Source organism: Mycobacterium palustre (assembly GCF_002101785.1).
Classification (GTDB): domain Bacteria; phylum Actinomycetota; class Actinomycetes; order Mycobacteriales; family Mycobacteriaceae; genus Mycobacterium; species Mycobacterium palustre.
Genome location: NZ_LQPJ01000127.1, coordinates 120880 through 133444, shown reverse-complemented (window position 1 = coordinate 133444; position 12565 = coordinate 120880). Strand labels below are relative to the sequence as shown.

The window sequence follows — 12565 nt, the reverse complement described above, 5'->3', positions numbered from 1 at the left end:
CCGGGCGACTGTTCCTTCGGCATACCTGCATCCTCGTTTCCAAGGTCAGGAGCCTCCGGGATTTCCAGGGCGTTTCAGGGCATGTCGACCTACGGTTTGCGCGGAAGGGGCTTCGGTGACGAACTGTCGACTCAGTTTTGGGACGAACTGCATACAAATCCCGCGTGTCAGCACGCTGTGCTCAACCGACTCGAAGACACTCGCGTGTTTGTGGACTACGTCGGCGACGACAGAATTTCCGACATGACGACGCGCATCGTGTTTAACGTGCTCGCTGACTTCACCGCGGAGATGATGGAGACGTACCCAACGCTCCGAGCGGGCGCTACAACCGCGGAAAGCGACGTTTGGTCGAACAACTCAGGCTGGCAGAGCAGAAGTTTTGAGTTGCCCCACATCGCCGGTAAACAGCTTCTGTTGGTTCCGCGTAATTGGGTGTACTGGCGAACCTTGATGGAACCAGTCCAGTTTTACAACCGCTTCTCGACGCAGGTCATTCAAGATGAGACTGCAACTACCGACAACAGGGGCAAACGTCGCGCAACTTCGAAAAGAACGATCAAGCAACAGCACCCATACGTCCGGCCGCTGAACAATGAGAAGGCGGTTGAATACAAGGAAGAACACAACCGCGATCTCGTCCGCGAGTACCGGACGTTCGTAGATACTGCCTTCGACCCAATGTCGGAAGACGCGATTTCCAAACGGACAGGACCCGACTGACGCCTAGGCCAGTCGGGCCTTGCGCCCTTGAAGGTCTACAACCGTCTTTGGCACGTCCGATACAACCGGCCTACTGAAATTCGGCGCTGCCGTGTCGTCCTCTCTGATGTAGTCCGCGTAGGTGGTTAGCGTCAGCACGTAACTGGAGTGGCCGAGCCACTTGGAGACCTGCATGTAGTGCTCGCCTGCGGACAACGCCAGCGTGGCGAAGGTGTGCCGCAAGTCGTAAAACCGCACGCTCCCGAGGCCTAACGCCTTGCAGGCAGGCTGAAAGTAGTTGTGGTACACGTTGTCCACCACGATGGGCTTGGCCCAATCAAAGTCCTCGACCGACACCGCCGCCTTACCTGCGCGGGTTCGCTTGCCAGGAAACAGCGGCGCGTGCGCAATGCGCTTCTTGCCGGCGAATGGGTGGACTCGGGACAAGTAGTCCCGCATGTCATCTGCCAACCATGGCGCGAGCGGGATGGTGCGGTCAGTAGAGGCATCGGACTTCGGCGTGCCTTCCTGCCACACCAGCGGTGAATCGTCGGCAACGCCCGAAGGCCTAGCCTTCTTTTTAGTGCGCACAATGCGTACTGACCCTACGGTTCCAGGAATGTCGGACAAGGTGACGTCTTGCACCTGCAGCCCCTGCAGCTCCGCTACCCGAACGCCGGTGTAGGCGCAGAACACTATAGCCAGCGCATACACGGGGTTGCCGCGATCAGTGGCAATCCAGTCGTGTAGCGCTGCTACCTCGCTGGACGAAAGGGGCCGGTGCTTGAACGGTGCCTTGCCGTTAGAGGCGGCATGGCGTTTGGTGGAGTGCCTGCGGCCCGCCACCACAGGATTGCTCGGTATGGCCTGATCGTCCACGGCCACATCAAGAATTCGCTTCAAGGTGCCGACGATGTGCTTGACGGTCTTAGGGCTACGGGTGACTAGGCCGGTGCCGGGGGTAGCTGGTTTGCGCCGGGCCTTACCGCGTGTGACGAACGAGCGCTGCGGATGCGGTGCTAGCAGGCTCGCGCGGAAGCGGGCAACGTCAGCGGTCGTGATGGAAGCGACTGGCTTGCTGCCGAACACGGCGGCGATGTGGCGGCGATAGATCTTGGCATAGTCCTCGATAGTGGAACGGTCCACCTGGCCAGCCAGGCTGTCCAGGTATTGCTTGGCGTACCCCCCTAACGGCGGCCGATTGGCCTTCGCCTTCGCAGATGAAGGGTCGACTCCCCTGGCATCCTCCAGCTGGTTCTCAACCTTCCGCATGTGCGCCTTGGCCTTGCGTTCAGTCGGGAACGTTTCGGAGGTCTGCTTGAATTTGCCGGTTGGAGCGCCAAACTCATCTCGTATCGGCTCCAGCCATCGAACCTGATAGCTCACAACTGGATTGCCGAACTTGTCGAGCTGCTTGGTAGTGCGCTTGCGGATAGTCGCGGCCATTACTCGCCCTCTCCCTGGTCGTCGACCGGCTGCACAGGGCCGTAGTCCTTGCAGGTTGTCTCTGGCATCTCGCGTTCCTGGTCGTCGTTGCTTGGTTCGGTCATCACGCCACACCTTCCCGCTCAAGAACACCGCGCACGGTGCTGTAACTCCATGTGGCACTTCGTGGGGCGGCAACGCCGTCCTCGTCCAACGCCTTCGCAATTGCCTTGGTTCCCATACCGTCGCTGCGCATTTCGACGATGCGCCGTACTGTGGCGCGCGCGATAGTGGATGGCTTGCCGAGCTGCTTTCCGGCTTGACGGGCCTTGATGAGACCTTGCTTGGTCCGCTTGGATATCAGCTCTCTTTCCTCTTCGGCTACAAGCAATCTGGCGTGCGCGACCAGTTGTGACACTGTGTCGCTATCGGTTCCGTCCAGGCCTACGATGCGCCAGCCTTCGGCTTTGGCATCGGCCACAAGTTTCGCGCCGTCTGCCATGCTGCGACTTGACCGGTCAAGGGTGTTGACTACCAACACATTCGCGATACCTGCCTGTATGACACTCACGGCGGCAATGCGTCCGTACAACTTATCGGTCTTGCGTCCGCTCATGACGTCGACGTGCAGGCCGACTAGCTCGAAGCCGTTGGCCGCGCAGAACTGCTCAATGTGATCACGTTGCGCCTCAAGGCCGTAGCCGCTTTCGGCTTGCCGGTTGGTCGAAACTCGTAGGTAGCCTATTGCTCTCGGCGTTTGGCAGCCGGCGTTTGCTGTGCTCATGTCCTCTCCCTGGTGTTGGTTGTGGCGAATGACGAGCGTCACTCACCTCACCGAATACTTATAGCCGACCGTTCTAGCTCCAGAAATACGCCTAGCGGCGATGCGCTCGGTACCTGACGTGTCCGCCACTTTCGATGGCGCGTTGCTCATCGAACACGCCAGCCGCTCTGTTTGCCTGGTTCGCGAGTTGTATTGCCGCCATGCCGGTGATGTGCACTTCTCGGCGTGCTGGCGTGCGGTGCGGGCGTGCCGATTGGCGCCCCTGAGGCTGCGCGTCGCGGTCGAACTCGTGGCGTTCGGCCTGTCCTAGCGGGCCGTTGTCCGAAGAGTGTGCGGCATGCTGGCCAGCTGGCCGTCCGGTGTTACCGCTGCTACTGCCTTCTGGGTATGTCCGCGGGCACAGTGTGTCCGGTTCGGGTGTGGGTTGGGTGTGCAGGTTCGGTGGTTGGTCTGACATGAAAATGTCGCCCTGGGCGAAAGATTCGCTGCTACTGCCGGCTGGGCCGTCGTAATCACTAGCGCGACTAGCGTCTAGTGATTCAGCGAGCCTGCTTGCAGGTGAGCTTTCGTCGGGATTGCCGCCGATGGCGTCAAAGACGGTCTCATAGGGTTTCTGCGCCGGTTCTCCCTGCGCTAGTACAACTTCCGCAGGAGGCTTGAGGCCGCTGCGGTCTAGCGCGTCTCGGATGGCGCGCAGTTGGACGTCAGGCGGCTTGGTGTCATCGAACGCGAAATCGATCAGCTTGCCCATGAGCCGGTTGGAGGCCATTTGGACTCTGATGCGTGCCTTGTTGGCGACGTGTCTGGTGGCGCCGCCGTGCGTGCGGCACACGGTGCTCCCGTAGATGGCGAACTTGCGACACCGTTCTCCGCGGGAATTGGTTGCAACGCAACGTCTGTCGGGATTGTCGGCCAGCAGCGCATCTTGCCGGTTTGGCAGTTCGATGTGTTCCGAGTTTGATGCTTCGTGTGCGATCACTGCCGGAAGGCACTTGCTTTCTTCGATTTCCTCGGCTTCCACATCGATGATGTTGCTCTCGTCGCCAGTTGTCACGTCGGATCCTTCTCTTCTGTATCGCGTTGATGGTGTTTCTGTCGGATTTGCTTGGCCGTTGCCGCATCCTGGCGCAAGCCGCCGCCAGTGCCGCACGGTGGCACATGCTCTGACCTGGCATTTGCGGACCTTGCGGACCTTGCGGCTTCTCGGCGGAAGGGAAGGGCCGCCCCGGTCGGTACTCCAAACTGAATCATTTAGAACTCCACTGCCGTACTTTTGAGAAATGACTTATCTGGCATGGGGTGGCCGTTGATACCCGGCGGTGTTTGCTCTTCTGGTTCAGGTTCTTTGATGTATCGGGACCAAGAATCCTCAAACGCCTTTAGGTAGTATCCTTTGCCGTTCGAGTCCTTACTCCACCAGATATTGACACTTTTGATTCTGTAGGGCCTTAGGAGTTGTGACAAATCGCGCGAGTTGAGAGCAGTTCCGTCTCGCCGGTAATTTTTCCAGGGCGATTCGTCAAGTCCTACTAAAATTTTGATGATCTGCTGTGTCTTTAGGGCCGGTTTGGTGTTCTCTTCCATTAGCTCTTTGCCTGTCTTAGAGAGGAAGATTCGGTGAAGGTCGGCCAGCAGGAGCACGCCGGTGCTGGCCGCGTCCCCCATTTCCCGGTTTTCCGCAAGTGCCGCAAGAGCCGCATTGTGGCAGGTCAGGGGCCAGTGACCGCCCGCAAACGATGCGCACGCCAGCAAGGCTTCCCAGCAGTCCGCCATGCGGTCGGCGATGCCGTCTGGCATGTCTGGCCACGCCACCACGTATTGGTTGCCGTCCCACAGTTGTTGCTTGACTTGGATGGCCCACTTGGCAAGCTGTGCCCCAAGCACCTTCGCCTTGGGCTCGTCCTCCCGGATGCGCCAGGGCTTCACCTTCTCGCCGGGGGCGCGGCGCTTCATGGCCACCACTACAGCGCGGCTCATGATGGTGTCCGGAAGGTCATTTAGCCCAGCAAGTCCCACGGCACCGTAGGCCGGGAAGTCGACAACCTCCACGTTGTTGCCCTGGACCACGCACCTGGAAGATGTTCCGCTTCTGCGATGTCCGGCGTTGAGGACGCCGCGAATGTCCTCGTGCTCTCCGGCCTTTGGGCCGAAGATTGTGTCCACTTCGTCCATGAGCAAGGTGGGCCGGTTCTCGGGTTTGTCGCCCAGCTTGCGAATCAACGCCGCTGGGCTCATGTTGAGTGCAATGAATCCGCGCAGGACAAGGTGCTCGCTGACCTCCAGTGCCCGGGTCTTGCCGCTATTCGGCTCTGGCGATTTGAAGTAGATTCGCGGCGTGGAGTCCCACAGTTCCATGAAATGCGTGTGGGCGATCCACAGTGTGTGGGCGTGCCGCATGTGCTCGCTGGGATAAATCACGTAGCGGGATAGGAACTCATCGATTTCGTCGAGCAGTTCTGCGCCGTCGATTGAGTCCCCATCTTCTAGGGCGACAGTGGCGTTCGGGTCGGGTACAGTCATGTCATCTTCCTTCGCGAGACCGCCCGTTGTCCGTCAAAGCAATTGGGCGGTCTCGTTTTTCATGCCCTCAGTCGTCCAGCCGGTCGCCGGCAAGCCACGCCTCAACATCCTTGTGGGCGTAGTAAATCCGGCCGTTAATCTTGGTCCGCTTCAACGGCCTGTTGCCTTCATACGCCGCTGTGATGACTGAGTTTTCGGTGATGTGCTTCAGGCCGCGTGCTTGTGCGATAGCGACTACTTCCGCGCGGTCGTAGAACTGTTGGGTTGGCGCAGACATTCCTACTCTCCGATGAATTGCCGGGCCGGGCCGATTGCCCGCCACCCTGTGGCAACATCGACGTTAGCCGACTAACGCGCGCGAAGCAGCAGCTAACAGCCGGACGCTATTGCCCTACAAGGTAATACAGCACCCACAATGCCCGACACCGCCAGTGCAGCACCCACAGTGGCCAAATCTTTGGGAGATTCCTGTAGCAAAGCGCGGGGCAGTTCTGGGCCTACAGTTAGGGATAGGGCCGTGGGGCGTCTGCTCACGCGACCGCAACGTTGGGTGCCCAAAGCGACCACAACCGCGTGCCCAAGCCAGCGTTCCTGCGTCTGTGAACACCCACCAGCGCGGGTTTATGCGTTAGCCCTTCAGTACCGATTCGGCTTCCGCTAGCAGCCGGAGGGCTTCCTGGCGCTTCTTTTCGGCTTTGGCCCGTTTGGCTGCTTGGAGTCTTTGTTCGCGGGTCAGCTTCGGCTTCGGCGTTACTGGTGCTGTCGTCTCAGCGTAGACCGGCTTGACCTCACAGCCCGTCAGTTCGGCGCTCACCACAGCCCGAACGCATTCTGCTGTTAGGCCTAGCTGGCTGGCGATGTAGCCGGCGGTGAAGCCCCGGTTGTGCAGGCGCATTACCTCGGCGGAGAAAACAGCCACGCTGAGCGCCTACTTCGCTCGCGGCTTCCGCTTTGGCTTTTGTAGTGCTCTACCGTCGTTGGGTTCTACCTCATGCAGGATATAGCCGTGTTCATACCAGATGCCCTCTCTGTTCCAGCAATGCGGTGCACGGTGACCGTCGCCGCTGCCCGCAGGACAGGTGCAGATTCCACGACCGCCAGGGACATTGTCGTTGAATCTGCAGTCGGCAAATCGCTGCAGGTGGGCTTTCCAAAGCCAAAGCGGCAGTGCTGCATCGCTGCGGGGAACCCAATTGATTTCGGCGTCCCAACGCATTATCGCCTCCACGCGGGACTTGCCAAGGTGCCGCCCGTGGAAATGGTGGGTCTTGCAGGATCTGCACCAAAACTGTAGCTGCGAACCGTTGCTGGTGCGCCAAGCATGGATTAGCGGGTACCGATCGACTTCGCGATCTAAATCCCGAGTGAGCGCGTCGATCTGGTCGCGTTCGGCGACGTTGTAGTCGTCGGGCTCTGGCCAGCCCACGTCAGCCGCGACAACCGCCAGGTGCTCGCGAAAGTTGCTGTAGTAGTACACTAAGGGTTCCTTTCAGTCGGCCTTCTTCAGCCTGCTGGTTTGTTTTATTCGGTCCAGTTCGGTACTGGCTCATCAAAAGCGTTATCGTCTCGGCTTTGGCACCCGCACGCGGTACCGCCGTGAGGTTGAGCAGGGAGCCGTCACTGCGAATTTCGAGTCAGTGCCTAACCATTGGTGATGGTGCACCGCATTGCAGTAGGGACACAGAACGTCTAGCCGTGCAAACCCTGGCTCGTGCTCGACAGAAAGCAATTGTGCTATAGGTAGACCCGGCACTACAATGCCTCGATCAACGCGTCAAGTTGGCTGCGGTGCCAATACACCTTGCGGCCACCGCGTTTCGGCTTGCCGAGCTTCTTGGTGCGCCGGTAATGGGTGTCAATTGTGTGTTTGCTTGCGCCGTCAATACCCTTGCTACGCAGATAAGCCGCCGCGTCCTCATATCCAAAGTATTCGCGGTCGGCCAGTCTCAGTGCTGTACGTGTCATTGAGCCCCTCTTTCGTTGGCCCCCTTGATGATAGCCGATTTCGCCGCGCCTCGCCGGTCCGCGCAGCGAATTGCGTCCCCGGGCAGCGTATCCCACGTGCGTGCCGAAGTCGGCTGCGCTATAACAGTTCTCAGCGGGCGGCGGAATGGGCCGCGTAAGTTCCTGTTACGGCGCGAGCCGGCACCTAGCGCAAGCGCGGCTGAGAGTCCTTTCAGTCCCGGGCCGCGCTTGCGAGCCTGGTGTTTCCAATCGACTAGGAAAGGCTCGCACCATGGGTGCTCTTACAACCCCACGAATCAATCCCGTTGAACTGCAGTCGCTTCTCCACCTGTTACCGTATGGCGCGGAAGGCAACCAGGCTGGCATTTTCAGCGAGGGCGATATTGTTCCTCGCGTCACTCAGACCGCGGATAACGTTGATTTAAATACGATCTGGCAAGAGATGCAGGCCGTACTCGGCAAATGGAACAAACATCGCAGTGCCATCGTCGACCTGCTCTCCTACTGGCACACCAGCACCGCTGACGCGGTGCCTCAGGCGTTGACAGAGAGCATGTTTGAGAAGGCCAGTGAGTTTGGCGAACCGGAATCGATGGGTCCGCCCTCTGAATACCTGTTGCTTGGGTACACCATGGAAGACTACGACCGTGCCGCGCGGTTCACATGGCGCTTCCTCAGAGACGCTGATGCCCGCCAGGTACGGGCCGTTCTCGATGAGGCGATGCGCGGCGACAACACGACGGTCACCCGCACAATCCTCAACCGCCTGTTTTCACCTGCGCCAGAAACGAACGACCGTGGCAACACCTGCTACGGGCTGTGGAACGGTACGGACGGTATGACCCCGCCGCCAGTGCTGGGCAAGACTTTCACGAACACCCACACTCACTATCTCTGGAGCGGCAACGAAAGCATTGACAGCGGAGACCTCGAAACATCAATTACGCATGTGCGCGAGCATGGTTACGGTCTGGTGGACGGTGCCGAAGAGCTAGTGTGCCTAGTTCACCCAACCGAATCGGAGATCATCCAGGGTTTCCGCGCCGGGGTACAGAACGAGAACAGCCAAATTGCAAAATGGGACTTTATCCAAGCGGTCAATCAACCGGCGTTCATCATCGCCGAAGGCGGCCAGCTGGTCGGTAATCAGCCGCCCGGCACCGTGTTCAACCTACCGACGGTAGGCAAGTACGGCCCGCTGTGGATCGTGGAATCGAATTTTGTTCCGGAACACTATGTCGCCGTTGTGGCTACCGCTGGGCCGGCTGCAACCTCGAACACCATAGGTGTGCGCCAGCATCGAAACACCGTATACCAGGGCATGCGCCAGATCCCGGGCGGCGCCAGCGGATATCCACTCCAGGACTCGTTTTACAGTCGCACCTTTGGCGTTGGCACGCGGCACCGGGGCGCAGCAGTGGTCACTCAGATCACGGCCAGCACCAGCTACACGGCACCGTCGATTCTGAGCGCGTAGTCATGCATGGCTTTTCCGATTATGACACCCGGCACAACCTGGACTGGGATGCCCTCGACTCTGAGGCTAGTGAAATGTCATGGGGTTCCGGCCTTGAACCGCTTTCGGTGCGTGCCCAGCCGCCGGCTGAGGGCGGGCGCTACAAGGGCCGCGAAGCGACAGTAAATCATCCGCCCGACCCGCATGTGCCAGTCAGCCGAGATCTACGTATCTGACCCTCTTGAGTAGCCTATCGAAAGTCGTCGCATCATATTTCATAGTTACCTGCATCCAGCCTGCCTATCGTCCACGTGTCTCCGTTCCGCGTTGACACGAGAAGTGTTCGGCCGTCATTGATCGCCGCACCAATCAAATCCTCTTGCTGCCTTCGTACCGCGGGATGAGTCACCTCAAACGCAAGCACAGTTGCGTCACTCGCGCGTGTCGACTCATACCAGCTGATCCGTGTCGTGGATTCGATGCATGCAAGCTCGTGCCTCAAAGCATGCCGCGCGACCCGCAGGCGCGGGTCATCCAGATTCGTCATCGGTTCATCCCTTTCCAGCTCTTCGGCTCGCTGTCTGTGGAACATTCCATCTGCTCGAGATACTGATCGATCAACCCACAGATCAACTTTCGTGTGTCTTGCAGCGATTGCCCTAGAGCAGATAGGTCATCCGCGGCGCTAACGTCGATTCCTTTGATCGACTCGACGGCTGCGCTTAACCGGGCCTGTGGTGTACGCGGCTTTCGACTCGACGGTCCCGGCGCGGAGCGTTGCCTGTCCGCCAGTCCGGCGCCGGCCAGAACCCTTGCTGCCTTGTAGTACGCAGACCACTTGGCCCGCATGGCGTCGTCGTCTTCATCGAAGTTGATGTTGCCGTCTTCAGAGCCCGGTGAGAGTTCTGTGGCATGCAGGCACTCATCCTTGTCGGCGGCCAGTTCCCACGCTCGGTAGTACAGCTGCACGCTTCTGGCGCTGACACCGGCGGTTTCTGCGAACTGGTTCGCAGTGACCTTACCTACCCTTGAGGCTTGGAGGTCGCTCCGGCCGCGTTCGGTGCCTGACACATACACGTTTCGAGCGACCAGCAGGCCCAGCCGCCAGCCACCCTGCTTGAAATGTTGCCCGAAATCACGGGCATCTTCCTGTATTGACATGTAGCTCAACCCTTTTCGTCTGAACTTGAAACGAGTGAGCGCTCGGTGGCTACATTACAGCGCGCCGTAGCTGAGCTCCATCATGAAAGCGCATAGACCTGCCCATATAGAGCTGACAGCTGTTGTAGCAGTTTGCTAGTAGACGTTTCTTACCTGTCTGCCTAAGAAAAATGCCGCTGGTGTGCGAAGACGCATTAGAACGTGTTCTAAAATAGCCCCATATGCGAAGTTGGACATATTTGCTGGTGCGGTGGTGTGATTTGGGTCACATAGAGTGTTCTGCGGCTCGCGGTGCAGGCATCGCTTGTCGGCCTAGTCGGCAATACTGGCGCCATGACTGATGACTCCCTCCGTGTACAAATGGTGGGCCTAGTAGGCGAAGCTTTGAAAACCTTTGACGCGCCTGGCGTCACGACATCTGTGCTAGTCCGAAAGGCACAGCGCATCGCTTCGCTGAGGCAGGACTACGGGATGCAGATCGGCCTGATACAACAGACGAACGACTTCGCTGCCGACCTTGAGGCAAACCGGCCAGGACCCATGCCGGGAGTGACCAAAGCACGAGAACAGCTCGCGACGCTGGTCGGCGCCGAGGAAGCAATGGAAGAACTTGAACGGCAGTATCAAAACTTCTGCCGGACTCGGCACATCAAAGGCCGGAAGATTAGCGGACTCTCGGTCTCGCAACTCGAAGACAATCTGGCTGCCCTGGAGCGGGCCTACGACGATGCTCAGCCGCCGAGCGGCCTTAGCCCCGGTGACACTTACTACGCGGCGAGAAGGGCGGATGAGACGCGTGCCAACCTTCTGCCTGACCTTCAGTGGCACCGTGCCGTATTGGGCAAAATTCGGCAATTTGTACACGACTATCTGGTCTCGGTCGAAGAAGACCTGCTTGCCGGCAAGGCAGAGAGCGACATTTTCCAACGCGCTAAGATCTACATCAATGATGCCCTACAGAAACTTGCGCCCGACGCCCTCAACATGTTCGTGGCCAGCCAGGAAAGCCTGAGCGCAGGAAAGCCTGAAGACTACGCGCACGCCGCCGTGTCCTGCCGTCGTCTCATCAAGGCTTTGGCAGACGCTGTGTATCCCGCCCGAGATGAGGACGTTACGGGCATCGACGGCAACTTGCGTTCCATGTCTGACGACAAGTACAAAAACCGGCTTACCGAATACGTCCGCAACAACGTGGAAGGCAAGCGCCACAAGCAAGCCGTGGCGCAAATCGTCAGCGACCTTACGAGCCGCCTCAACGCGCTCGATGGGCTAGCGAATAAGGGCGTGCACGACGTCGTGACGCAGGCCGAAGCCGAGGTCTGCGTAGTGTGGACCTACATGCTCGCGGGCGACATTGTGCGTATTGCTGATGGCACGTCTGCGCTGTTGGTCGGAAACGACTGAGATTACTGGTCGGCGCCCATACAGCAGCCTGGCCCGGCATGGCTGCCTGGAGGGTTCTGGCCGGTTTGTGGACGCGGTGTGGACGTAGAGCCGATTTGTCGCCGCAACAGCCAGCACCGGCGCACGACTTAAATGGCCTCTACCTGCACAAACAGGTTGTGGGGCGGGCGGGGCTCGAACCCGCGACCAACGGATTATGAGTCCGCGGCTCTAACCAACTGAGCTACCGCCCCCGGGTGTGGCGCGGCACCAATCGTGCCACGCCGCCGCGACGCGGCCCCCGCCGCGTCAGCTGAACACCGTCTGACCGTCGGCGTCGATGAGGTAGCGCTCGGTGCCCTCCTGGACGCGGGGAGCGTCGGCGCCCAGCGACACCGCCACCTTGTTGCTGGCATTGCGCATGATGTCGAAGGTGAGCTCGACGGCCTCGGCCTCGGAGAACTCCGAGCGCACCTCGGCGACAACGCCGGCGACGAGGTGCGCAGGGGTCCAAATTAACCCATCGGTGTAGCGCAACGCTGCTTTTGCGCGCGTGGTCAGCCGCGGCGAGCCCTCGAAGCGCTCGATGTCGTCGTACATGGCCTCCGAACCGCCCGCGTCCAGGGCGGTGCGCTCGCGCAGCGACTTGCACAGCCGGCAGTTGTGCTGGGCCGCCCCGCGCAGCCGGACCAGCTCGGAGGTGACCGGGTCCAGCGCGCGCATCCGGGCGACCGCGGGCAGGAAGTCGTTGAACACCACATCCGAGGGATCGGTGGCATGGTCCCAGGCGATCGGCCCCGTCACCCAATCCAGATGCTCCGAGCCGACGCCGAGCGCCTCCAAACCGGCCCGCACCCGCGGAACGAAGTCGGCGATGTACATCTGCGTGACAACGCCAAAGGTGGCCTGCCCCAACTGCTTCCATAGAGAAGACCGCTGTTCGGCGGTGATCGCCGAGACGTCGGCGCTGAACTGCTCGGCGAACTCGGCGACGGCGGCCTCGGCCTCCGAGCCCGGCTCGCCCGCCTCGACGCACGACGGCAGCGGCGGCAACGACAACGTCTGGGCGCACACCCGGCGAACCAAGGCCGCCATGCGTCCGTCACCCGGGGAGAGCGCCACCAATCGCGTCAGCATCTGCCACACGCTAGGACGCGCCCCGCCGCGAG

13 protein-coding genes and 1 tRNA gene are annotated in these 12565 nt (G+C 60.0%); 3 read left to right on the top strand and 11 right to left on the bottom strand.

From position 1 onward, the window contains the following. Nucleotides 1–723 (top strand): hypothetical protein (locus AWC19_RS21615; protein WP_211284973.1); only part of this gene is annotated, 723 nt, incomplete at its 5' end. A 3-nt stretch (nt 724–726) separates the two neighbouring features. Here the strand turns inward: AWC19_RS21615 and AWC19_RS21610 are convergent. The 8 genes from AWC19_RS21610 to AWC19_RS21585 form a co-directional block, all read right to left on the bottom strand. Then, nucleotides 727–2148 carry a tyrosine-type recombinase/integrase gene (locus AWC19_RS21610; RefSeq protein WP_085080078.1) on the bottom strand — a complete coding sequence of 474 codons (1422 nt, stop codon included), beginning with the start codon at nt 2146–2148 and terminating at the stop codon, nt 727–729. A 103-nt stretch (nt 2149–2251) separates the two neighbouring features. Continuing rightward, entirely contained in the window at nt 2252–2911 is a 660-nt protein-coding gene (locus tag AWC19_RS21605; protein ID WP_085080100.1) for a recombinase family protein, read from the bottom strand. Nucleotides 2912–3002: 91 nt separating this feature from the next. Beyond that, nucleotides 3003–3965 carry a hypothetical protein gene (locus AWC19_RS21600; protein ID WP_085080076.1) on the bottom strand — a complete coding sequence of 321 codons (963 nt, stop codon included), beginning with the start codon at nt 3963–3965 and terminating at the stop codon, nt 3003–3005. Nucleotides 3966–4162: 197 nt separating this feature from the next. Next, complete coding sequence (locus AWC19_RS21595; RefSeq protein WP_085080074.1) at nt 4163–5431, bottom strand: DUF3631 domain-containing protein; 1269 nt, start codon at nt 5429–5431, stop codon at nt 4163–4165. A 67-nt stretch (nt 5432–5498) separates the two neighbouring features. Then, a complete protein-coding gene (locus AWC19_RS21590; protein ID WP_085080072.1) occupies nt 5499–5708 on the bottom strand; it encodes a hypothetical protein in 210 nt (69 codons plus the stop codon). A 351-nt stretch (nt 5709–6059) separates the two neighbouring features. After that, the gene (locus AWC19_RS29355) at nt 6060–6350 is read right to left on the bottom strand and encodes a hypothetical protein (protein WP_142281338.1); all 291 of its coding nucleotides are present in this window, start codon (nt 6348–6350) and stop codon (nt 6060–6062) included. A gap of 9 nt (nt 6351–6359) precedes the next feature. Further along, nucleotides 6360–6908, bottom strand: coding sequence for a hypothetical protein (locus AWC19_RS29350; RefSeq protein ID WP_142281337.1), 549 nt, complete (start codon nt 6906–6908; stop codon nt 6360–6362). 275 nt (nt 6909–7183) lie between these two features. Continuing rightward, the gene (locus AWC19_RS21585; protein WP_085080071.1) at nt 7184–7396 is read right to left on the bottom strand and encodes a hypothetical protein; all 213 of its coding nucleotides are present in this window, start codon (nt 7394–7396) and stop codon (nt 7184–7186) included. A 271-nt stretch (nt 7397–7667) separates the two neighbouring features. On the opposite strand from AWC19_RS21585, the gene AWC19_RS21580 reads away from it, so the two are divergent. Next, complete coding sequence (locus tag AWC19_RS21580) at nt 7668–8873, top strand: hypothetical protein (RefSeq protein ID WP_085080069.1); 1206 nt, start codon at nt 7668–7670, stop codon at nt 8871–8873. A gap of 522 nt (nt 8874–9395) precedes the next feature. Here AWC19_RS21580 and AWC19_RS29345 read toward each other — a convergent pair. Further along, entirely contained in the window at nt 9396–10013 is a 618-nt protein-coding gene (locus tag AWC19_RS29345; protein WP_142281336.1) for a hypothetical protein, read from the bottom strand. Between the two features lie 333 nt (nt 10014–10346). Here AWC19_RS29345 and AWC19_RS21575 point away from each other — a divergent pair, with 333 nt between their 5' ends. After that, the gene (locus AWC19_RS21575; protein ID WP_142281335.1) at nt 10347–11417 is read left to right on the top strand and encodes a hypothetical protein; all 1071 of its coding nucleotides are present in this window, start codon (nt 10347–10349) and stop codon (nt 11415–11417) included. 159 nt (nt 11418–11576) lie between these two features. Here AWC19_RS21575 and AWC19_RS21570 read toward each other — a convergent pair. Both AWC19_RS21570 and AWC19_RS21565 read right to left on the bottom strand, forming a co-directional pair. Continuing rightward, nucleotides 11577–11650 (bottom strand) — tRNA-Ile (locus AWC19_RS21570). Nucleotides 11651–11705: 55 nt separating this feature from the next. Continuing rightward, nucleotides 11706–12533 (bottom strand): carboxymuconolactone decarboxylase family protein, encoded by an 828-nt coding sequence (locus AWC19_RS21565; protein WP_085080066.1) that lies wholly within the window; start codon nt 12531–12533, stop codon nt 11706–11708. Between the last annotated feature and the right edge of the window lie 32 nt (nt 12534–12565).